23 protein-coding genes are annotated in these 22440 nt (G+C 67.0%); 3 read left to right on the plus strand and 20 right to left on the minus strand.

Going from position 1 to position 22440, the window contains the following annotated elements; genetic code table 11:
• Positions 1-51: 51 nt before the first annotated feature.
• The 4 genes from hemC to ACZ4TW_RS15280 form a co-directional block, all read right to left on the minus strand.
• Positions 52-1005, minus strand: a complete 954-nt coding sequence (gene hemC / locus ACZ4TW_RS15265) for a hydroxymethylbilane synthase (protein WP_465543850.1) — start codon at positions 1003-1005, stop codon at positions 52-54.
• Positions 1002-2372 (minus strand): glutamyl-tRNA reductase, encoded by a 1371-nt coding sequence (locus tag ACZ4TW_RS15270; RefSeq protein WP_465543852.1) that lies wholly within the window; start codon positions 2370-2372, stop codon positions 1002-1004. The genes hemC and ACZ4TW_RS15270 overlap by 4 nt, the downstream gene beginning before the upstream one ends.
• Positions 2369-3088: a redox-sensing transcriptional repressor Rex gene (locus ACZ4TW_RS15275; protein WP_465543854.1), complete on the minus strand. Its 720-nt coding sequence runs from the start codon at positions 3086-3088 to the stop codon at positions 2369-2371. Before ACZ4TW_RS15275 ends, ACZ4TW_RS15270 begins: the two co-directional genes overlap by 4 nt.
• 204 nt (positions 3089-3292) lie before the next feature.
• Positions 3293-3556, minus strand: a complete 264-nt coding sequence (locus ACZ4TW_RS15280) for a glutaredoxin family protein (RefSeq protein ID WP_465543856.1) — start codon at positions 3554-3556, stop codon at positions 3293-3295.
• A 74-nt stretch (positions 3557-3630) separates the two neighbouring features.
• Between ACZ4TW_RS15280 and ACZ4TW_RS15285 the strand changes: the two genes are divergently transcribed.
• Positions 3631-4920 carry an HAD family hydrolase gene (locus ACZ4TW_RS15285; protein ID WP_465543858.1) on the plus strand — a complete coding sequence of 430 codons (1290 nt, stop codon included), beginning with the start codon at positions 3631-3633 and terminating at the stop codon, positions 4918-4920.
• A 15-nt stretch (positions 4921-4935) separates the two neighbouring features.
• On the opposite strand, the gene ACZ4TW_RS15290 is transcribed toward ACZ4TW_RS15285, so the two are convergent.
• The 10 genes from ACZ4TW_RS15290 to ACZ4TW_RS15335 form a co-directional block, all read right to left on the minus strand.
• Entirely contained in the window at positions 4936-6099 is a 1164-nt protein-coding gene (locus ACZ4TW_RS15290) for a zinc-binding dehydrogenase (RefSeq protein WP_465543860.1), read from the minus strand.
• A 33-nt stretch (positions 6100-6132) separates the two neighbouring features.
• The gene (locus tag ACZ4TW_RS15295) at positions 6133-7311 is read right to left on the minus strand and encodes a lysophospholipid acyltransferase family protein (protein WP_465543862.1); all 1179 of its coding nucleotides are present in this window, start codon (positions 7309-7311) and stop codon (positions 6133-6135) included.
• A 237-nt stretch (positions 7312-7548) separates the two neighbouring features.
• A complete protein-coding gene (locus ACZ4TW_RS15300) occupies positions 7549-8610 on the minus strand; it encodes an NAD-dependent epimerase/dehydratase family protein (RefSeq protein WP_465543864.1) in 1062 nt (353 codons plus the stop codon).
• Positions 8611-8727: 117 nt separating this feature from the next.
• Positions 8728-8829, minus strand: coding sequence for a 30S ribosomal protein bS22 (locus tag ACZ4TW_RS15305; RefSeq protein WP_003402602.1), 102 nt, complete (start codon positions 8827-8829; stop codon positions 8728-8730).
• A gap of 201 nt (positions 8830-9030) precedes the next feature.
• Positions 9031-9258 carry a helix-turn-helix domain-containing protein gene (locus ACZ4TW_RS15310; RefSeq protein WP_465543868.1) on the minus strand — a complete coding sequence of 76 codons (228 nt, stop codon included), beginning with the start codon at positions 9256-9258 and terminating at the stop codon, positions 9031-9033.
• A 189-nt stretch (positions 9259-9447) separates the two neighbouring features.
• A complete protein-coding gene (gene proC / locus ACZ4TW_RS15315; protein WP_465543870.1) occupies positions 9448-10317 on the minus strand; it encodes a pyrroline-5-carboxylate reductase in 870 nt (289 codons plus the stop codon).
• Between the two features lie 44 nt (positions 10318-10361).
• Entirely contained in the window at positions 10362-11213 is an 852-nt protein-coding gene (locus ACZ4TW_RS15320) for a thioesterase family protein (protein WP_465543872.1), read from the minus strand.
• The gene (locus ACZ4TW_RS15325) at positions 11210-12073 is read right to left on the minus strand and encodes a sugar phosphate isomerase/epimerase family protein (protein WP_465543874.1); all 864 of its coding nucleotides are present in this window, start codon (positions 12071-12073) and stop codon (positions 11210-11212) included. The genes ACZ4TW_RS15320 and ACZ4TW_RS15325 overlap by 4 nt, the downstream gene beginning before the upstream one ends.
• Positions 12074-12122: 49 nt before the next feature.
• Positions 12123-13529, minus strand: a complete 1407-nt coding sequence (locus ACZ4TW_RS15330; protein WP_465543876.1) for a GtrA domain-containing protein — start codon at positions 13527-13529, stop codon at positions 12123-12125.
• Between the two features lie 518 nt (positions 13530-14047).
• A complete protein-coding gene (locus ACZ4TW_RS15335) occupies positions 14048-14914 on the minus strand; it encodes a Ppx/GppA family phosphatase (RefSeq protein WP_465543878.1) in 867 nt (288 codons plus the stop codon).
• Between the two features lie 163 nt (positions 14915-15077).
• Here ACZ4TW_RS15335 and ACZ4TW_RS15340 point away from each other — a divergent pair, with 163 nt between their 5' ends.
• Positions 15078-15935 (plus strand): DUF3109 family protein, encoded by an 858-nt coding sequence (locus ACZ4TW_RS15340; protein ID WP_465543880.1) that lies wholly within the window; start codon positions 15078-15080, stop codon positions 15933-15935.
• 38 nt (positions 15936-15973) lie between these two features.
• Here the strand turns inward: ACZ4TW_RS15340 and ACZ4TW_RS15345 are convergent, their stop codons facing one another.
• From ACZ4TW_RS15345 to ACZ4TW_RS15370, 6 genes are all read right to left on the minus strand, one after another.
• The gene (locus tag ACZ4TW_RS15345; RefSeq protein ID WP_465543882.1) at positions 15974-16660 is read right to left on the minus strand and encodes a winged helix-turn-helix domain-containing protein; all 687 of its coding nucleotides are present in this window, start codon (positions 16658-16660) and stop codon (positions 15974-15976) included.
• A gap of 59 nt (positions 16661-16719) precedes the next feature.
• Positions 16720-18072 carry a sensor histidine kinase gene (locus ACZ4TW_RS15350; RefSeq protein WP_465543884.1) on the minus strand — a complete coding sequence of 451 codons (1353 nt, stop codon included), beginning with the start codon at positions 18070-18072 and terminating at the stop codon, positions 16720-16722.
• A gap of 127 nt (positions 18073-18199) precedes the next feature.
• Complete coding sequence (locus ACZ4TW_RS15355; protein ID WP_465543886.1) at positions 18200-18514, minus strand: GNAT family N-acetyltransferase; 315 nt, start codon at positions 18512-18514, stop codon at positions 18200-18202.
• Between the two features lie 94 nt (positions 18515-18608).
• Complete coding sequence (locus ACZ4TW_RS15360) at positions 18609-19355, minus strand: phosphoglyceromutase (protein ID WP_465543888.1); 747 nt, start codon at positions 19353-19355, stop codon at positions 18609-18611.
• Between the two features lie 5 nt (positions 19356-19360).
• On the minus strand, positions 19361-20065 hold the full coding sequence (locus ACZ4TW_RS15365) for a DUF1361 domain-containing protein (protein WP_465543890.1): 705 nt from the start codon (positions 20063-20065) through the stop codon (positions 19361-19363).
• 43 nt (positions 20066-20108) lie between these two features.
• Complete coding sequence (locus ACZ4TW_RS15370; RefSeq protein WP_465543892.1) at positions 20109-20618, minus strand: hypothetical protein; 510 nt, start codon at positions 20616-20618, stop codon at positions 20109-20111.
• A 375-nt stretch (positions 20619-20993) separates the two neighbouring features.
• Between ACZ4TW_RS15370 and ACZ4TW_RS15375 the strand changes: the two genes are divergently transcribed.
• Positions 20994-22412 carry an APC family permease gene (locus ACZ4TW_RS15375; protein ID WP_465543894.1) on the plus strand — a complete coding sequence of 473 codons (1419 nt, stop codon included), beginning with the start codon at positions 20994-20996 and terminating at the stop codon, positions 22410-22412.
• The last annotated feature ends 28 nt before the right edge of the window (positions 22413-22440 follow it).

The following is a 22440-nucleotide window of genomic DNA, read 5'->3' on the forward strand; positions in this document are numbered from 1 at the left end:
GGCCTATCGGAAACCGGTGCGCATCCCGTGCGCGCCAGGCGTCGACGCGCGTCAGGTCTGCGAACCGGGGCCGATGAGCTCGCCAGCTCCCAGCTCCAACAGTTCGGCGGCAAGATCCTTACCCAGCTGAACGGCGCGATCGACCGGACCCACCACCGAAGCCCGGATCACATCGGATCCGTCCTCGGCCGCCACCGCCGCTCGTAGCGACAGCTCGGCGAAGATCCGCCCGTCCTCGTCAATCGACTCGACCACCTCGGCAATCGCTCCGATCGGTGCGGTGCACCCGGCCTCCAGGGCCGCGAGCACTGCCCGCTCGGCGTCGATCGCCGCGCGTGTGGACGCGTCGTCCAACTCGGCGAGAATTCTCACCAGTTCGGCATCGTCGGAGCGGCACTCCACAGCCAAGGCACCCTGCGCCGGCGCCGGTAGCATGACCACCGGATCTAACGCTTCGGAGACCTCGTCGGTACGTCCGATGCGCGCGAGCCCGGCCCTGGCGACCACGACTGCGTCGAGTTCACCGCTGGCGACTTTGCCCAACCGAGAATCAAGGTTGCCTCGTAGGGGGCGGATTTCCAAACCGAGACCCAATGCTCTAAGCTGTGCCGCCCGCCGCGGGGCCGAGGTCCCCACGACCGACCCCGGAGGCAGGGCGCCGAGCACCATGCCATCCCTGCTGACCAGGGCATCTCGGGGATCCTCGCGGATCGGGATGGCGGCGATGACCAGGTCGGATTCGGGTGCGGTGGGTAGGTCCTTGTACGAGTGCACCGCGACGTCGACCTCGTGATTGCGCAGGGCCACGCGGATCGCCGTGGTGAACACACCGACGCCGATCTCCGCGACCGGCTTCTGCGAGGCGTCGCCGTCGGTCTTGATGATGACCAGTTCGGCCGGATGCCCGGCGGTGGTCAGTGCGTCGGCGATGGTCTGGGCCTGGGTGGTGGCCAGCAGCGAACCACGGGTGCCGATCCGCAGGATCGGGCTCTGCGCGGTGCTCACTGCTGTGCCTGCGCCTGTCCGGTCTCGCCGAGCCCGGTCTCCGGAGCGGACACCGATTCCGCGGCGCCCGGCTTGAGCTCGAACAGTTCGCGCAGCGCCTCGGCATAGTGATCGCCGTTGGGCGTCGAGGCTAGTTGTTTCACGCGCACCGTCGGCGCGTGCAGGAGCTTGTCGACGACGCGTCGAACGGTTTTGGCGACCTCGTCACGCTGGGGATCGTCGAGGTCGGGCAGGCGGGTCTCCAGTCGCAGCATCTCGGCTTCGACGACCTCGGCGGCGCGCTGGCGCAGGGCCGCGACGGTCGGGGTGACCTCGGCCTGACGCTGGCTGGTCAGGTAATCCGCGAGTTCTTTGGCGACGATGGAACGTGCTGCGAGAGCATCGTTTTCGGCAGCCTGGGCCGCGGAGTCGTCACGCAGGGATTCGATGTCGACGACGTGCACACCGGGCAGCCGGGACGCGGCCGGGTCGACGTTGCGGGGCAGACCGAGATCGCAGATCACCAGCGGCGTCGACGAGGTACGCGCGGCGAGGGCGGAGTGCACCTCGCCGACTCCGACGACCGATCCGACGCTGCCGGTGGCCGCGACGACGACGTCCGCGTCGGCCATGACCGACGCCAGGTCATCGAGGCCGACGCCGCGCACATCGATGCCGTGATTCGCCGCGACGTTGCCGGCCAGATGCTCGGCGTTGGCGACCGTGCGGTTGACGACGACGAGTTCGGTGATGCCCTCACGGACGAGGTTGGCGGTGGCCAGTCCGCCCATCGCGCCGGCGCCCACGACCACGGCGCGACGCAGCGTCACGTCGTCGGCGGCGGAAGGATCACCGGCGATGACCGCCTTGGCGCGGTGCAGCGCGACCGACACGACCGATGCACCGGCACGATCGATGCCGGTCTCGGTGTGCACGCGCTTGCCGACGCGCAGGGCCTGCTGGGCGAGTTCGTGGAGGATTCGGCCGGCCGCCTTGTGGGCGTCGGCGGTGAGATACGCGTTGCGGATCTGGCCGAGAATCTGCTGCTCGCCCACGACGAGGGAATCGAGTCCGGCGGAGACACTGAACAGGTGCTCGACGGCGGCCTCTGAGTAGCGCACGTAGGCGTGCTTGGTCATCTCGTTGATGGTCATGCCGGAGTGATCGCCGAGGACCTCTCCGACGGCCTCGAGCGCCGGGTGGAAGGCGTCGACGACGGCGTAGATCTCGATGCGATTGCAGGTCGAGACGAGCATCGCCTCGGAGATCGCGCGATTGGCGAGGAGCTTGTCGACGAGCTTGGGGCGGTCGTGATCGGAGACAGCAAGGCGCTCGAGCACCTCGACGGGGGCACTTCGGTGCGATACCCCGAACAACAACACGCTCACGCTGTCACCGCTTCTTCACCTATTGCCGGTCTACGACTGTCCGTAGTCACCATACGACCCCCCTGCCCCGACGCATGCACGGCATGGGCCGCGAAGCCGAGAACCTGTAACTCCAAGGCTAGATCAACCTGCCGCACGACGACGCCGGACCGGACGGACAGCATCGTCGGTGTCACGTTCAGCAACTGCCGTACCCCGACGCCGATGAACGCGTCGCAGGCCTGCTGGGCGGCGTCGTCGGGCAGGGCGATGACGCCGATGTCTATCGCCGGACCGCTCTCACCAGCGCAGACGGTCTCGATGTCGGCGAGCGGGGCCACCGGGAGGCCGGCGAACTCGGTGCCGACGAGGTCCGGATCGTCGTCGAAGAGGGCGGCGACACGGAATCCGCGGCCGAATCCGGTGTGTGAGATGAGCGCCTGCCCGAGGCGTCCGGCACCCGCCAGGGCGACGGTGTGGGTCGAATCGGTGTGCAGCGCGAGTTTGATCCGCGCGATCACCCGGCCGACGTCGTATCCGACTCCGCGGACACCGGTGGCACCGACGTAGGAGAGGTCTTTGCGGAGAATCGTGGGGTTCACGCCGGCGGCCGTCGCGAGTTCACCGCTCGACGCGACGAGCACGCCGCGCTCGGAGAAATGCCGCAGGACGTGGGCGTATGTGGCCAGCCGGAAGACAGCGGGTTCCGGAATCGAGGGCTCGCCGTCGACTCCCACCGCCGCCTCCTTGCGCCACCCGTGAACCTGCCCTCAGGGTAACGCCTGGGTTAACAGATCAATTTCCCGGGGTTGGGGGGGCTGTGTGCCCGGTCGGGGCTGGTGCGTGCCCGGTCGGTGCTGCTGCGTGCCCGGTCGGTGCTGGTGAGTGCCCGGTCGGTGCTGGTGCGTGCCCGCTCGGTGCTGGTGCGTGCCCGCTCGACGCTACGATGTGCCCGCTCGGCCGGCCAGATCTTTCCGCAGGCGGGGCTCGTCGATCTCCCAGTAGCTGTGCTCGGCGTCGTCGAGGAGGAGGACGGGGAGTCGGTCACCGAACTCGGCCCGCAGTCCGGGGCGACCGTCGGCGGCAGCGGCGTCGACGTCGATCTCCTCGAACCCGAGACCGAAGTCGGCGAGGATGCGGGTGAGGTCGCCACGTGCTGATTCGCATGCCGCGCATCCGGCACGCGTCAGGAATGTCACTGACATGCCACCAGTTTGCCAGCCGACGGCACGCCGACAGCCGCTAGGCTGGAGGCCACGAATCTGTATGGAGGTGGCCTGTGGGTGAGACCCAGGATCCGGCTGATCCGGGTCCGGCGGAAGATGCGGTCGACGATGCGGTGACCGACACCTCCACGCCCGACGCCTCCGTCGACGACGGCACTGTCGAGATTGCCGAGCTCGATGGCTCCGCGCCCGAGAACGTCGCCCCCGAGAACGTCGCCCCCGGCGACGAGGGCGCGACCCCGACGCCGCACCCAGACGACTGGGAGGCGCACGCCGAACTGGTCTATCCCACCGCGGGCGCGGACGCCGCGATCGTCGTCGACACGGCCGAGGACGCCGATCCCGCCGCTGCCGAGGATGCGTCCGAGGAGGACGACGAGGCGAGCCGGGTCACGACCTGGATCTCCGATCGGGCGACCGCCGCATCGGGCAGATTCCGCCAAACCGCCCACGAGCTCCGCCAGCGTCTCGCCGGCGAGGCCAGCGCCGAGGCCGCGCTCGACACGCTGCGCGCGCGTCCACGCACCGAGGACGAGATCGAGCGGGAGCGCGAGCGTGGCGAGGCGCCGACCGATCTGACCGCCGCGGCCTTCTTCGACGTCGACAACACCCTGGTGCAGGGCGCCTCGATCGTGCTGTTCGCACGTGGGTTGGCCGCCCGAAAGTTCTTCACCTACAGCGACATCCTCGATTTCGCGTGGACGCAGGCAAAGTTCCGCATCACCGGCAAGGAGAACGCCCGAGACGTGGCCGAGGGCCGCGAGAAGGCACTGTCGTTCATCGCCGGACGACGGACGCAGGACCTGATCGACCTCGGCGAGGACATCTACGACGAGATCATCGCCGACAAGATCTGGCCGGGTACGCTCGCGCTGGCGCAGCGGCATCTCGATGCGGGACAACAGGTTTGGTTGGTCACCGCGACTCCGGTGGAGTTGGCGCAGACCATCGCCACCAAGCTCGGCCTCACGGGCGCTCTGGGCACCGTCGCCGAAAGCAAGGACGGCATCTTCACCGGACGTCTCGTCGGCGACATCCTGCACGGCCCGGGCAAGGCCCATGCGGTGCGCGCCTTGGCAATTCGCGAAGGGTTGAATCTCAAGCGCTGCACCGCATACTCCGACTCGCACAACGACGTCCCGATGCTGTCACTGGTCGGCAAGGCGGTTGCCATCAATCCCGACTCCGATCTGCGCGACGTCGCGAAGATCCGCGGCTGGGAGATGTATGACTTCCGGACCGCACGCAAGGCCGCGAAGTACGGTGCGACGTCGGCGTTGGTGATCGGTGCGGTCGGCGGCGGAGCGGCCGCAGCCCTCAGCGCGTTTCGACATCGACGCTGAGCGCGCCGCCGAAACCTACAGCGTCTCGACGAGACTCGTCGGATCGACGAGGACCTTTGCATGCCGCTCGGCACCCCCGAGCGCCTCGAAGGCCCACGGCACACCGGCGAGTCCGACGGTCCCGGTGATCAGCGGCGCGACGTCGACCTTGCCATCGGCGATCAGGTGCAGCGCGGACCGGAACTCGGCCGGGTCGTAGCCGAAGACGAACCGCAACTCGAGTTCCTTGTTGATCGCCATCGCGGGGCGGAAGGAATCGGTCTCCATGCAGACGCCGACCACGACGACGCGCGTCCGGAACGGTGCGTGCGACACGATGTTCTCGATGATGCCGGGCACGCCGACGCACTCGAAGACGACGGGACCGCGGGGGGTGGCCCCGAATCGTTCGCCGAGGCGGATCAGCGACCACCACGGAACGCGGGGAATGAACTGCAGTTTCTTCATCGCGCCGAAGGCGACGTCGAAGAGGTCGGTGGCGGCCGTGATGTAGTCACCCTTGTCGGCGGCCACCGTCCACGGTGATTCGATCTTGGGGTCGACGACGATATCCGCACCGCAGCGTCGGGCGAGGGATCGGCGACCAGCCGAAGGATCGCTGGCTACAACGGTTTTCACGCCGTCGGCCTTGAGCATGGCGATCACCGCCAAGCCGATGGGGCCACAGCCGATGACGATCGCGACATCCTTTCGGCCCACCTCGCCGCGTCGGACGGCGTGGTGGGCGACGGCCATCGGTTCGGTGAGCGCAGCTCTCTCCGCGGAGAGCTTCTCGGGCACCGGCATGGTGAGATCCTCCGCGGCAAGGACGTACTCGGCGTAGGCGCCCGGCGCGAGCTCCGAGTATCCGGTGAGGTGCGGCTGATCTCCGTGGCGGATCATCGGCATCGCCACCGCCAGCGATCCCGGCTTCCAGCGCTTGCGGCACCCCGGCCCGTAGGAGACGACCTCACCGACGAATTCGTGGCCCATCACCACCGAGTCGCCGGACCGCATGAACTCGTCGTAGCCGACCTCGACGGTCATGTCCGCGGTGGCATCGCAGTGGACCCGCGCGTGCAGATCGGAGCCGCAGATGCCGGCACGAACCACCTTGAGCAGCACCTGGCCGCGACCGGGTTCCGGAGTGGGGATCTCGGTGACGGCGAGCTGACCCTCGTGACAGGTGACGGCTTTCATGGGCCGAACACTATCGCAGGAGGTTCGCGCCGATCAGCCGAAGTAGATGCTCCCGCGACGACTCAGCATCCGGAACAGCGTCTGCTGGATTTCTTCGCGGACATGATCGGTGAGATCGAAAACGACCATCGGGTCGTCGGCCGACGACTCGTCGTAGCCACCGGTCTCGATGGGCCGACCGAAGTGGATGTGCCACTTCGACGGAAGCGGCACCGCACCGAGCGGGCCGAGCCACGGGAACAGCGGAGTGATCGGGAAATATGGGATGCCCAGGATCTTCGCGAGGGGCTTGAAATCACCGATCATCGGGTAGATCTCTTCGGAGCCGACGATGGACACCGGGATGATCGGTGCAGCGTTGCGCAATGCCGTGGTGACGAATCCGCCGCGGCCGAACCGCTGCAGCTTGTAGCGATCCTTGTACAGCTTGCCGATGCCCTTGTACCCCTCCGGCCAGACGGCGGCGAGTTCGCCGGCACGCAACAGCCGGTCGGCGTCGGCGGTGCAGGCGAGGGTGGCACCGATGCGTCGTGCGACGTCGCTGACGCCGGGCGCCTCGAACGCCATGTCGGCGGCGAGGATGCGGAGGTAGCGACCGGTCGGATGATTGTCACGAACGGCCAGTGACGTCATCAACGCGTCGATGGGGAGGACTCCGGCGTGGTTGGCGACGAGGAGGGCGCCGCCCTCAACCGGAAGATTCTCGATTCCGCTGACCTCGACACGGAACCACTTGTCATAAACCTGACGAACCGCGGGAAACCACACAGATTCTGTGAAGTGCGGATCGAATCCGAATTCATCTACTTCATATTCGCCGCTCATTCTTTCTCGAATGAAACCTGCGGTTGCAGTCAGTGAATCCGCGACAGCACCGCGCATTCCCGACAAAGAGAAGAATGGGCTCGACTTGGCCGGGCCGATGTGCTCGGCGCCCAACTCGCCCGGCACTGCGATGTCGTCGTTGATGGGAGTGACCGCCGCGGACGGACCGAAATCGTCGGTGTTCGGGTGGCCGACCGGAATCCCTTGCGAAGTGCGGTCTTTCACGCGTACGCGACTCTGCGGTGCGGGAGTGCCGGGCCGGTCCTGCTGGCTGGGATGCCGGCGTTGCGCGTGGTCACGTCCGAGGTCGGCGTCAGGGGTTGCGTAGAGCTGGATGACCTTTGCGGTGCGCGCATCATTTGCGCCGCTGGGAATCACCGCACCCACCACCTCTCGTAGCAAATCGTGACTGGACAACCATCCGTGATGATCCCGGTGCGCGTGTGATGTGCGGCCCCCGAAGCCCCCGACTCTGGCTCTCTTCTCCGACGAGTTTAGACGTTGCAATTGGGTTGCGCACCATGGCTCCACCAATCCGGCCACATTCTGACAGAACACGGAGAAGTGTCACTCACTTGCGTCACAGGACGTGCCACTCTCCCCGACACGGTCCGCCCCCGGGGGTCACAGCAGCTGGTGTGCCGCCGATGTCACCCGCCGCTCGAGCGACCGCCACGTGTCCGCACCGATGACCGGATTCACCTTGCCGCGAGCGATGAAATCGTCGAGGGTCTCCGAGGTCGTGTACGACGGCGCGAATCCGAGATCGGTCCTCATGCGGGTGGTGTCGAGCACGCGGCCGTAGGTCAGGAAGTCGGTCTGGCTCGAGCGCAGTTTCGCCGACCGGATGTCCTGGAAGACGCCGGTGATCGGCGCGAGCAGTCCGCCGGGCACCGGCATCTCGATGTGCCCGGTACGTCGGATCGCCTGGGTGAGGGTGACGACACCGTCGGCAGCGATGTTGAACGTGCCGGGATGGTTGGAGAGCGTTGCGTACTCCATGGCCTCGAGGGCGTCCTCCTCGTGGAGGAACTGCAATCGTGGCTGCATACCGATCACCTTCGGCACGAGCGGCAGGGACAGATATGACCCCATCCGCGTGTTGATCCGCGGCCCGAGGATCGCCTGGGTCCGCAGGATGGTGACGTCGATGTCCTGCCGACGGCGGGCGAGGCCACGCACGTAACCCTCGACGTCGAGCAGATCCCGGCCGTATCCGCGGGTCGGCTCGCGACGTGCGGGCGTGCCCTCGGAGAAGTGGGACGGATCGTGCGCACTGGCCCCGTACACCATCGCGGTGGAGCGCAGGATGAGGCGTTTGACCGACGGACTGCGCTGACACGCGGCGCAGACCTGCATCGATCCGACGAGATTGAACTCCTTGATCGCCGCCGAGTGTGGCGCGGTCTCCATGATCGAGGTGGCCGCGTGGACGACCGTGTCGACGTCGTAGGAGGCGATCGCCTTGGCGATGGCGGGACGTCGGATGTCCATCCGCAGGAACTCCGCCCGGCCCATCCGACGCAGCAGATCCTTGCGCGGCACCCGCGAGTCGACGGCCAGCACACGGTCGATGGCGGGGTTGGCCGCCAAGCGAGCGATCAGATAGCCGCCGAGGAACGTCGACGCCCCGGTCACCAGGACGGAGCGCGGCGTCGAGGGCTCGGCAGGGGTATCGGATGCCATGGCGATCAGCGTAAACGACAACCCGCAGGGCCGCCCCGGGCGAGGTGTCCCATCACGCAGAAGAACCCGCACCTGGGTGCGGGTTCTTCGGTGGTCAGCACGCCGACGTGCTCGACGTCACTTGCCGAGTTTACGACGCTGCACTCGGGTACGACGGAGCAGCTTGCGGTGCTTCTTCTTCGACATGCGCTTGCGGCGCTTCTTGATCACTGAACCCATGGGGATGCTTCCTCACGATTGACGCTAGATGTCCTGTGCCATCCGCATCGGGTCAGGCACGCGATCTCCAAGACTACCGTTCGGTGACCTCATGGCGAAATCCAGGGTGGTTCGAACAGCACCGCCGCCGTGACGCAGACACGAACTCCCCCTCGACAGGTCGGCTAGGACGCGTCGAGAGGGAGTCGAACTCACGGGCTTCTAGCCGGCGTCGAAGTACGACGTCTCCAGGTAATCGTGCACGGCCTTCGCGTGCACCCGGAAGGAACGACCCACGCGTACCGCGGGGAGCTCGCCACTGTGCACCAGGCGATAGACGGTCATCTTGGAGACCCGCATCAAGGCTGCGACCTCGGCGACGGTCAGAAACTGCGAGCCCGGCGACGCATTGCTCACGCCGGTCCTGTCAGGCTTATCTGCAGGTGCCATGAATTACTCATACCTCCGGAGCACGCGTCGCGGCCGCCGGCTTCCCCTCCGGCGGACATCAGACACGCACGTGCTTAAAGGAGCTTAGCGTGGCAGATGTGAAAAAAGCGACGTGAGTTGTGAGGAAATTCGCGCTTCTTCGAAGCGAAACCCAACATCCTGGGGTTTTCGGGGCGTGGGACCCCTATTTCAGGGGGCGTCGACGTCGTCGACGGCCGTCGAACCGGGCACAGAACTCTCAATCTCCACTCGACGCCCAGCCTTCGCGCTGGCCGCGGCCGCTGCGCCGGTCGCCTCGTAGACGCCGTGGCGGAAGCCCGCCGCCTCGAATTCACGAACCGCCGCAGCCGTCGTGCCGCCGGGCGAGGTCACCGCGGCCCGCAGATCGGCCGGGGACAGGCCGGACTCGGAGAGCAGCACGCCGGCGCCCTTGATCGTCTGGATGGTCAGCTCGTTGGCCTGTGCGCGGGTCAGCCCCAGCGCGACACCCGCCTCGATCATCGACTCCGCCAGCAGGAATGCGTACGCGGGCCCGGACCCGGAGATCGCGGTGACCGCGTCCATCTGCTTCTCCGGCACCACCAGCACGCGGCCGACCGAGGTCAGCAACTCGACGACGGCGTTGAGCTGGTCCTCGCTCACATAGCGGCCGGGCGCCACCGCGGACATGGCCTCATTGACCAGCATCGGCGTGTTGGGCATGACCCGGATGACCGGTGATCCCGCCTGCAGCGCATTCTCGTAGCGGGCCAGCGGCAGGCCGGCGACCAGGGTCACCGTCACCCGCTCCTCGTCGCCGCTGTCGTCGGCCTTGGCCAGTTCCCGCAGCACCGACGGCACGTCGTCGGGCTTGATGGCGAGGAAGACGATCTGCGCGCTCTCCACGGCGTGCTTGACGTCGGTGACGAGGACACCGTATTCGTCGGCGATCTCCGTCGCGCGGCTCGACATCTTCTCCGCGACGACGAGGTTCTTGGTCGGTTTGCCCGAGGAGATCAGGCCGGCGAGCAGTGCCTCACCGATCTTGCCGCCGCCGATGATCGCGATGCGTTGCGTCACGTTCTCTGTTGCCTTCCGGGTTGTACGTACCGCGGCGGCACGGGTCAGCCACGCGCCGGTATCAACGCGAGCTGACGCGACTGCGCCACCACTGCTCCTGTCGAGTCCACCACGAGGTGATCCTCCTCGAACATTCCGGGTCCCACCTCGACGCTGGTCGCCGCGAACCGGAGCCATCCGGCTGCGGGCGTGCGTCGCACATAGGTGGTCAGCTGGACCGTCGGCGCCCACCCGAACATGCCCAGATTCATCACCACCGGTGGCGAGATATCGCAGACCAGGACGGCGAAATCAGCGTCGGCGTCGACGCCGCCGGTGGGTCGGGTCCAGCCGATGACGACGGGATCGCCCGTCTCCCCGCGCGCCGGTGCGAACGACGACGGGTCGAGCACCAGATCGAGGGCAGGCCCCAGGTGCATGACCTCCCCGAGCGACGACGTGTGGATGTCGATGCCACCGGTGACGGGTTCGAGGGGCACGTCGGCCAGGACGTGTGGGGCCGAGTGCACGGGCGTTCCCGAGTCCTGGCGCGCCATCGTCACCGACGACGACACCATCGTGCGCCCACCCTGCGCGATCTCCACCACGAGCACACAGACGGTGCGGCCGCGTTTGCGCAGGGTCACCGCCACGTCGATGGCTGCAGGATCGGGAGCCGACAGATAGTCGCTGGCGATCGCCACCGGCACGAGCGAGTCGTTGACATCGTGCCCCTGCGCGCGTAGCAGCTCGCGGAAGCCTTCCCGCGCGGCGGCCGCGGTGATCGCCTGCAGCGAGCCGCCGTGGACCTTGGGACCGATCGTGAACGTCGGGTCGACGGTGGCCGCGAAGGAGATCGTGGAGTGCGACGACGACGTCGTCGACAGGCTGATGAGGTCGGCGAAGGTCGCGCTCACAGACCGACCCGTTCCCGCCGCAGATGCTGCCGTGCGAAGTCGAGGGAACGCGCGAGCAGCGCGCTGCGCTCGGGTTTGGTGCGCGCCGACGACGTCGTCACCTCGAGGACGACGGCGCCGTCGAAGTCGCCCGCGGCGATCGCCCGGCAGATCTCGGCACACGGTTGCGAGCCGTCGCCGGGAATCATGTGCTCGTCGGTCGGCGCGCCGCTGCCGTCGGCGAGATGCAGGTGCTGCAGTCCCGATCCCATGCGCTCGAACATCGAGCGCGCATCGGCGCCCGCGGTGGCGGTATGCGACAGATCGAGGGTGTAGTTGCGGTAGCCGTCATCGGTCGGGTCGATGGATTTGCCGAACGCCGACGCCGACGCACCCGGCCCACCGCCGCGCTGGGCATAGCGACGCAGCGAGCGTTCCCCTGTGCCGAACAGCCGGTCCGCACGCATCGGGAACATGTTCTCCACCCCGATGGCGATCCCACTGTCGTCCTCGAGTTCACCGACGAGATCGTCGAATGCCTCGACATAGGTTCGCTGCCAACGGAACGGCGGATGTACGACGACGGTCGGCGCGCCGAGATCCTCGGCAGCCTGTACCGACCGGGCGAGTTTCACCGTCGGCTCCCGCCCCCAGACACGCTGGGAGATGAGCAGGCACGGCGCATGGATGGAGAGCACCGGCATCTGGTACCGCTCGGAGAGGTATTCGACGCGCCGGATGTCCTGGCTCGCCGGATCTCCCCACACCATCAGTTCGACGCCGTCGAAGCCGAGGTCGGCGGCGTAACCGAACGCCGCCTCCAGATTCTGCGGATACACCGATGCCGTGGACAGACCGATCGGGATCTCGCGGATGTTCACCGCGGCATGGCCCGTCTGCCGGTGGACACGGTCGTGGCAGCGGCGTCGGTCACGTCAGCAGAACCAACGGTCCCATGGTCACGATCAACCCGACGCCGAGCGCGAGCAGAGTTGTGAACAGGTCGCGGGCATGTCGAACGACGTGGGCGAAGGTCACGATGCCGAAGATCACCAGCACCGCGAGCACAAGCGCGAACCAGACGTTCCAGCGCCAGAGCTCGGTGAATCCCCAGAACAGGCCGATACCGATCGCGATGCCGGCGAGAACCTCCAGGATCAGCAGGGCCCACGCGGTGATCGGGGAATGTTCGGTGTGCTCGGCCGGCGCGTCGCCGTCGGCGGCCCGCGCCGCGGCTTGCTTCTTCGCGGCCTTGGCTGCCTTCTTGTCCTTCTTGGCCTCGTCCTTACCGGCCGCGGCATCCCGGCCCTTGCCGTCGAGGCCCTTGGCGTCGAGGCCCTTGGCGTCGAGGGCGGCGACCGCGGCGGGAACATCGCGCAGCGCGGCACGAGCCCGACGTCGGGCTGCCGAGTCGGCCGCGTCGTCGGTGGAGTCGGACGACTCGGTTGTCTCCGCCGGCTCGATACCGGGCCCGTTCGCAGCCGCGAGCGGCATGGCCGCGGCGTACGACTCGCCCTCGGGGAGTTCGGAGTATGCGAGCGCGGGCGCCGACGGTGCGTCGGCCGGTTCCGCGGACTCGACGGCCGGCTCCGCGGCGTCGTCGATGCCGTTTCCGGTGACGGAGTCGGCGGCAACAGAGTCGGCGGCGAAAGAGTCGGGGGCCTCGGCGGTGGACGTGCCCGGTGTGGCGGTCGCCGAGTCGTCGATCTCGAGGAGTGCCGTCTCGACTTCGTCGGGGGCTGCGGGTTCGGCGGCGCGGCCCGGCTCTGCGGTGTAGCCGACCGCGATGGGCTCGGAATCCGCCGGTTCCACATCGAGCAACTCGTCGGCGGTGGGTTCGTTGGTGACGATGGTGGACTCGGTGGTCGCGGGCGCCCACACCAAGTCGTCCGACGGGGCCTGATCCGAAGCCGGTTCCGGCGTGGTCGGCAGAGCCGGCTCGACGACGGTCTCCGGTGCCGCGGCCTTCGCGATCGCCGCGCGCGTCGGGGCGTCGGCCTTCTTGCGACGGCCGAAGAGTCGGCGCTTGGGTTTCACGTCGGCGACCGGCTCGTCCTCGACGTCGGAGAAGTTCCGGTAGGAGTCGAAGTCATCCATGACCTCGGCGAATCCCGCACTCGACGGCGGAGTGGAGTCGACCGCGGGGATCACCGTCGTCTGGTCGGTGGCCGACACCGCCGGGGCGACCCGCTCGGCGACCGGGATGTCACCGACCGGAACCTCCGGGGTCGTCGACGCCGCGGCTGTATCGGTGGACGCGCCTGCTGAGGTGTCCGCGGTGTCCTCGGCGACGATGGGTTCGGGCAGGGTCGGCGGTGCCGGTGTGTACCCGGGCATGCCACTCGCCGTGGTGAACCGCGGGACCGCCGTCGGGCCGGTGGACGGGCCCGAGGCCGAGCCGGGTGTCGGCTGACGTGCGGCCGGATTCTCCGAACGGGGGAACGACGAGGGAGTCGGCTGGGTGTAGGCGGATACGCGCGGATCACTCGCGGGCGGCGGGGCGGGCGGCGATACGGGCGGCGGAGTGGGCGTGGATACGGGCGTGGGTGCGGCCGGCGGGGTGGGCGTGGCCGGCGTGGGTGTTGGCGCGACAGGAGGTACCGACGGTGCGGCTGCGGCCGGAGGCGTCGGGTCGTCGGTGATCTTGGGGATCTCGCCGGTCAGTTCGGACATCGACACCGCGCCGTCGCGCCCGACGCGGCGGCGGCCCCGACCCTGCGCCGCGGGTGTCGGTCCCCCGGCCGCTTGCCTCCGTGCCAGCAGTTCCGACACCGAGATGGGCCGGGAATCGGCATCCTCGTTGGCCATGCGGGCGTTCTCCCTTCGGGTCGTGTCTGGGCGGGGATCGGAACTGATCAGACCCCGGCTTCGAGTGATTCCGGCAGCTCGTTGTCGAGCTGACGAAGGATCACTCCCTCACGCAGCGCCCACGGACAGATTTCCAGTGTATCGACCGAGAGTGCACGCATCGCCGCCTCGGCGACCAGCGCACCCGCCACCAACTGGCCCGCGCGGTCACTGCTGACGCCCTCGAGCTCGGAGCGATCGGACGTGGTCATCCGCGAGATGAATGCGATCAACTGCCGCAGACCGCTGGAGGTCAGCTGGCGTCGTACCCGCGGACCCGCGCTCGACGGCGCGGCACCGGTGAGGCGGGCGAGGCTGCGGAAGGTCTTCGACGATCCGACCGCGAGATCCGGCGTGCCCGGCGCTCTCAATTCCTTCGCAACGGGTTTGAGTTCGGCGTCGAGCCAATCCCGCAGCACCCCGATCCGTCGCCGATCGGGCGGATCCCCGGGCAGCCAGTCGCGGGTGACGCGACCGGCACCGAGCGGCACCGACAGCGCGACGTCGGGCTCCTCGTCGACACCGTTGGACATCTCCAGGGAGCCGCCGCCGATGTCGAGGGCGAGGATGCGTCCGGCACTCCAGCCGTACCAGCGGCGCACCGCAAGGGAGGTCAGGCGGGCCTCGTCACGGCCGCTGAGGACGGTGACGTCGACTCCGGTCTTGGCGGTGACCGCGGCGAGCACCTCGTCGGAGTTGGTGGCATCGCGCACCGCGGAGGTGGCGAAGGCCATGACCCGCTCGCACCCCGAGGTGGTGGCGATGTGGGTGAACTCGTCGATCGACTCGACGAGTTTGATGGCGGCGCGGTCGTTGAGGCGACCGTCGTCGTCGATGTTCTCGGCCAACCGCAGCACGGCCTTCGTTGAACTCATCGGGGTGGGGTGACCTCCCCGGTGGGCATCGACGACCAGCAGATGGACAGTGTTGCTGCCCACGTCGAGCACTCCTAAACGCACGCCTACAAAGTAATGCGTCACCGATCTCACCCGCTGCGCGACCCGCCTGTTTGCCGATGCGGGCGCTACCGTTGAGGGTGTGGCCAGCCCCCAGACGTCCGCCCGGATGACGCCAGCACCCGAGGTGCACCCCGACTTTCCGCGCGAATGGTACGAATTCGTCGATCCGGCCGATCCGGAACACCTGATCGCCGCCGATCTCACGTGGCTGCTGTCGCATTGGACGTGCGTCTTCGGCACACCCGCGTGCCAGGGGATCGTCGACGGCCGCGACACCGACGGTTGCTGCACGCACGGCGCGTACCTCTCGGACAAGGATGACCGCAAGATCCTCGCCAAGGGTGTCGCGATGCTGACCGAGGATGACTGGCAGTTCTACAAGAAGGGTTCCGGCAAGGATCCACTCGGACCCCGCGGATACCTCGAGGAGAGCGACCTCGACGACGAGCCGGCCCTCAAGACACGAGTTCACAAGGGCGCCTGCATCTTTGCCAATCGCCCCGGCTTCGCGAAGGGACCGGGCTGCGCTCTGCACGCGATGGCACTACGCAAGGGTCTCGAGCCGCTGACGGTGAAACCCGAGGTGTGCTGGCAGCTTCCGGTGCGCCGCGAACAAGACTGGGTGGATCGTCCCGACGGCACCCCGATCCTGAAGACGACGATCACCGAATTCGACCGTCGCGGTTGGGGCGAGGGCGGTCACGACCTGAAGTGGTACTGCACCGGATCACCCGATGCCCACGTCGGCGCCAAGCAGGTGTGGCAGTCCTACGAGCCGGAGCTGATCGCGCTGCTCGGCCAACCGGCCTACGACGTATTGGCCGCGGCCTGTCGCCGTCGAAATGGGTTGGGGCTGATCGCCGTTCACCCCGCCACGGCCGCTGCCACGACCCGTCGCGACACCGACATCAAATACGAGAAGCTCGACGAGGACTGAGTTCGACGCGGCTTGATTTCGACGACGAGCTCAGGCACTCAGGGCTCGAGTTTGTACCCCAACCCGCGCACGGTGACCAGATGCTTCGGATTGCCGGGATCGGGTTCGATCTTCGACCGCAGCCGCTTCACGTGGACGTCGAGGGTCTTGGTGTCACCGACGTAATCGGCACCCCACACCCGGTCGATGAGCTGCCCGCGGGTGAGGACCCGGCCGGAGTTGCGCATCAGGTACTCGAGGAGATCGAACTCCTTGAGCGGCAACGTGATCGGCTCACCGTTGACGGCCACGGTGTGGCGATCCACATCCATCCGCACCGGCCCCGCCTCCAGGACCGCGACCACCAATTCGTCGTCGCCGACCTCACCGCCACGACGCAGCACGGCGCGGATGCGGGCGATGAGTTCACGGGCCGAATAGGGCTTGGTGACATAGTCGTCGGCGCCGAGTTCGAGACCCACGACCTTGTCGATCTCGCTGTCGCGGGCGGTCACCATGATGACCGGCACGCTCGACTTGGAGCGCAGGGTGCGGCAGACCTCGGTCCCGGACATGCCGGGGAGCATCAGGTCGAGGAGCACGATGTCGGGGTTGATGCGGTCGAAGGCCGACAGCGCCTGAGCACCGTCGTTGATCACGCTTGCCTCAAAACCCTCCTTGCGCAAAAGGAAGGCCAATGGGTCGGCCAGCGATTCCTCGTCCTCGACGATCAGTACGTGCGTCACAGATGGAGTTCCTTCTCGTTGTCCGTCAGGGTTGTTGTTCCGTCAGGGCTGTTGTTCGGTCAGGGCTGGTCATTCTCGGAGTCGTCCGCGCCCCAGTCGTCGGCGGACAGGTCCTGCGGGATGCAGAGGGTGAACGTGGAGCCGGTGCCGGGCTTGCTCCACAACCCGATCGTGCCGCCGTGATTGGCGGCGACGTGTTTGACGATCGCGAGGCCGAGGCCGGTGCCGCCGGTCAGTCGCGAACGTGCCTTGTCGACGCGGAAGAACCGTTCGAACACCCGTTGCTGATGGACGGGATCGATGCCGATTCCGCGGTCGGTGACGGCGATCGCCACCATGGGCCGACCGTCGACCTTGGAGATCCGCCGACTCACCGACACTGTGGTGTTCGCCGGCGAGTACGCGATCGCGTTGATGATGAGGTTGTTCAGCGCGGTCAGCAGCAGCACCCGGTCGGCATGCACGGTCAGGCCCGACGGCGCGTCGGCGCGCAACGAGATGGTGGCTGCCTCTGCACTGATCCGGGCCGCCTCGATGGCGTCGTCGATCAGGGCGTCGACGTCGACCGACGTCAGTTCCGCGGTGTTGCCGTCCTGCAGACGGGACAGCGCGAGGAGTTCGTTGACCATGCGGCCGAGTCGCTCGGCCTCGGTGACGACCTTGCGGCCGAAATGGTCGACGCTGTCGACGTCGTCGGCGGATTCCAGGAGCGCCTCACCGAGGAGCCCGATGGCTGCGACGGGCGTCTTGAGTTCGTGGGAGACGTTGGCGACGAAGTCGCGGCGGGTGGCCTCCACGCGCAGGTGTTCGGTGTCGTCCTGGCCGTAGACGACGGCGTAGCGCTCGTCTGCGTCGGAGGCGAGGCGGACGAGACAGCGAACCGATTCGACGGCGCGTGCGGTGGCCCGGCCGGTGGAGACGAAACCCAACGACGACGGGGGCGGGCTGAATTCGAAGTGATGCTCCTCGCTCGTGTCGAGGACCTCCTTCGCGGCGTCCCACACGGCGTCGGCGAGAAGCTGATCTCGGACGAGCCCGAGTTCCACCGCCCGATGGTTGTACATGACGACGTCACGGAAGTGATCGACGACGGCCACCGCCGTCTCCGAATTGCGGACGATCAGACTGAGCAGCCCCGCCTTGGTCATGCGGCCGTCGTCGGTCAGTGAAACGACATCGGAGTCGCGCAGCTCGGCGGTCTCCGGCACGGCGCGCGGCGCCTCGGCGGTCTCCTGGCGGGCGCGGGGAGCGAGGGCCGTGACGGTGGACGCACGTCCGTCCGACGTGGCACCGGCGTGCCCGACGAGGGTGGCTCCGGAGCGGGGATGTGTCCGCAGAATCCAGGCTCTGCCGATGGCGATCCCAACCAACAGCGCCAGCGCAATCGCGCCGACGGTCAGAGCAACGGTCACACGCCCAGCTTACGGGCCGCCAAACGCCGAGCGCACATTCCGCGGAAGTGTTGGGCGGCTGTTCACGCGATGTTCCGCTGACACCCGGGCAACGACATGGCCGGTGTGCTGCAGGGTGAACGACGGATTACTGCCGCACCGGAACGGCCATGTCCGCATACTCCGGATGCCGCTGAATGTAGGTCTGCACGTAGGAGCAGACCGGGACGACGAGATCCCCGGTGGGACGGATGTCGTCGAGGACCGCCTTGACGAGCTGACCGGCGTACCCGCGCCCGCTGTACTGCTCGTGGATCACGGTATGCGTCAGGACTCGCTGCTCGATCTCCTTGACGTAATCGAGATATCCGACGACGACCTCGCCGTCGTTGGTCTCGAGAACCGCCTCATACCGCTCCCGAGCAGGAGAATGTCTGATGTGCAGCGTCCCCTCATCCACCATGCCCTCCAATGTAGCGCGGGTCACACCACCGGTGGGGTGACGATTCTGTTACGAGCACCGCGGGACCGACATTCCCGCCCGGCCGGGCGAGGGCCTACTTCTTGCCCTGCGCGGCGACCGCCGCGGCGCCGGCGGCCGCAGCTTCAGGATCCAGGTAGGTGCCGCCGGGAGTGAGCGGTTTGAGGTTTTCGTCCAAGTCATAACGCAGCGGGTTACCGGTCGGGATGTTGAGCGCGGCGATGTCGGCGTCGGAGATGTCGTCGAGGTATTTCACCAGCGCGCGCAGCGAGTTGCCGTGGGCGGCGACCAGGACGGTCTTGCCTGCCTTGATGTCGGCGGCGATTTTTTCCAGGAAGTACGGGATGAGGCGCTCGACGACGTCCTTGAGGCATTCGGTCAGGGGCACCTCGGGCAGGTCGGCGTACCGCGGGTCGTGGCTCTGGCTGTACTCGCCGTCGGGATCGATCGGCGGCGGCGGGGTGTCGTAGCTGCGACGCCACAGCATGAACTGCTCCTCGCCGTACTTCTCCAGGGTGTCGGCCTTGTTCAGCCCCTGCAGCGCGCCGTAGTGACGTTCGTTCAGACGCCAGTCCCGGACGACCGGAATCCAATGCCGATCGGCCTTGTCGAGCGCGATCTGCGCGGTGCTGATCGCGCGACGCAGCAACGAGGTGTACAGGACATCGGGCAGGACGTCGTGTTCGACGAGCAACTCGCCCGCGCGCACGGCCTCCGCCTTGCCCTTCTCGGTCAGCGCGACGTCGACCCAGCCGGTGAACTGGTTGGACGCGTTCCATTCGCTTTCGCCGTGACGCATCAGAATCAGGGTGCCGTTGCTCATGGATGTCAGTTTTCCACACCCGCGCGGGTGGGTCTCGGCAACGCGGGTCCACGGCTCGAGGGACCGAGCGATCCCAGCGCCCACACGGTGAGATACGCGAGCCCGAAGAACGCCGCGACGGCCACGGCGACACCGGTCGGCGCAATGTGTGCGAGCGGTTGGCGGATCCACTCCCAGGTGGCGGCGACGACGTCGTCGGGCCGGGTGACGAGATCCCAGGAATTCCAGCGCTGAAACCGTCCGATGACCAAGCCGATGGCGCACAGCCCGACACTGAGAACCACGCAGATCCAGCCGGCGAAGGTGCCGACCTCGCGCTCGATCCGCCGGTGCACCAGCAACAGGGAGACGACACCCAAGATGATGCCCGTCCACGCGGCGAATCCGTATTGCAGAACGTGCCGCCACATTTCGGTGCCGGACTCGCCGAGGTGGATGAGATCGGTGACCAGATACGGCGAGTTGGGTAGGAATGCCAGCCACCCCAGTCCAAGCGGAATCAGCCAGAACCGTTGGCGGACAAGGGCGAAACCGACAGCGAACATCATCGGAATCCAGGCGAGGAAGAGATTCCAGACGAGGAATTTGGTGGGGTACGACGCCGGTACCGCCGGGTCGGTGACACCGAGTGCGACGGTGAGCGCCGTGGTGGCGATCAACGAGACCGCCAGGATGAGACGGTGGATCGTGCGCAGCTGGGAGTCGGTCACCCCGACCAGTGTGCCGGAGGATTCGGCCGGACCCTCGGCTCGATCAGAATCGGCCATCTGGCGTGGCCGGCAACTCGCCCGGTCGCTTCTGTGACACCACCGCACCGATGATCGAGACGACGACCACCGCAACACAGCCGATCAGAATCAGATAGGCACCGCTACCAGCGGCGAAGTCGTAGTTCGACATGATGTAGTCGTTCGAGTCCGGATCGAACACGAGCGTCGTGTTGTCGGGGTTGGCGACGAAGTACGCGATGGCCGCCGTTGCCAGGACCGCGAAGACCGCGTTCACGATGAACCACGCGCGCCGGCCGAGATTCAGCAGGATGAAGAGTGCTCCGAGCAGCGTCGGCACGAGGATCACCAGCGGGACGAGCACGACCTTGAGCATCACCGCGCTCGAGTTCTCGTGAAGTTCGAGGCCCGCGCCCTGGTGAGTCCACGTCCCCCATCCGCTCGCCGTCGACTCCTCGCCGGTCTCACGCGGTGTAATGACGGCGAAGGTGAGATACCCGAGGCCGATGAGGGCAACCCACACAATGCCGGTCAACGACCCCAACGACCTGGTCAGGGCGGTGTTGCGCGGAACCGGATTCGGGGTGGGGACAGAGGGCCGATAACCCGGCGGATAGGCGCCCGGCGCGAAACCCTGCGCCGGGTATCCCGGCTGTGGCTGTGGATACCCCTGCTGCCGCGGGTACCCCTGGTGTGGATAACCCTGCTGCGGGTACTCCCGGTGCGGGTACTCCCGATGCGCACTGGACTGCGTCTCCGCCATTGTCGTTTCCTCCCCAAGCGTCGTCGACTCCTCGATCGCGACGCTGTGGGATCGTAACCATCAACCCGGGTGACAGGCATGTCTCGAACGCGTAAGAAGTCATGCGAACGACTCCTGAATCGGACAAATCGGGTTTAGCGTCGGATCATGACGACCAACACGGAGACCGACGCACCCACCGATCAACCGGCCCTCAAACGCGTCCTCGGCTGGAAGCTGTTGCTGCTGTTCATCATCGGCGACATGCTGGGCACCGGCGTCTACGCACTCACCGGCCAGGTCGCCGGCGAGGTGGGTGGCGCCGCGTGGTTGCCGTTCCTCATCGCGTTCTTCGTGGCGACACTGACGGCCTTTTCGTACCTGGAGTTGGTGACCAAGTATCCGCAGGCCGCGGGGGCAGCGCTCTATGTGCACAAGGCGTTCGGCGTCCACTTCGTGACGTTCATCGTGCTGTTCACGGTGATGTGCTCGGGTATCACGTCGGCTGCGACCGCCTCGCGCGCCTTCGCGAACTTCATGCTGACCGCATTCGCGGGAGGTGACACCCCGGCGTCGGACAATCCCGCGATTCCATTCCTGGCGATCGCCTTTCTGCTGCTCGTCATGTTCATCAACTTCCGCGGCGTCGCCGAGAGCGTCGGTACCAATGTCGTTCTGACGCTGGTGGAACTCAGCGGCCTCGTGCTCGTCATCTTGGTCGGCTACTGGTTCCTGCTCGGTGGCAACGGCGACTGGAGCGCCGTCGTCGCCTTCGAGTCGTCGGCCGACAAGAACGTCTTCATCGCCGTGTCGTCGGCGACGGCACTCGCCTTCTTCGCGCTGGTGGGATTCGAGGACTCGGTGAACATGGCCGAGGAATGCAAGGAGCCGTCACGGATCTTCCCCAAGGTCATGTTGAGCGGTCTGGCGATCGTCGCCATCGTCTACGTGCTGATCTCGATCGCGGCAGTCGCGATCGTGCCGGTGGGCGACCTCGCCGAGAGTGAGACCCCGCTGCTCGACGTCATCCAAACCGCCGCACCCAGCTTCCCGATGAATGAACTGCTGCCCTGGATTTCGATGTTCGCCGTCGCGAATACGGCACTGATCAACATGATGATGGCCAGCCGCCTGCTCTACGGCATGGCCAAGCAGGGTGTGCTGCCGAAATTCCTCGCGTATGTGCACCCCGGTCGGCAGACCCCGTTCGCGGCCATCATCTTCACCACCGTCATCGCCCTGTGCCTCCTGGTGTACGTCAGCGCCAACCCCAATGGGTCCGTCGTCGGACTACTCGGCGGCACCACCGCACTGCTACTGCTTGCCGTCTTCACGGTGGTGAACATCTGCGTCCTGGTGCTGCGGCGTGATCATGTGCAGCACAAGCATTTTCGAACAAACGCGGCGGTTGCGGTCCTGGGTGCGGTGACCTGCTTCTACCTGTGCCTGCCGGTGACCGGCCGCGACCCGGAGCAGTACGAGATCGCCGGCTGGCTCCTGCTGCTCGGCGTGGTGCTCTGGGTCTTCACCTATGTTCATCACCGCCGCACGCACACCCCGGAGGGCCATCTGGAGGACGTGAGCTGACAGCCTGTGGATAGAGCTTCGGGTCACC

The sequence above is a fragment of the Agromyces sp. NPDC029043 genome (assembly GCF_055564615.1).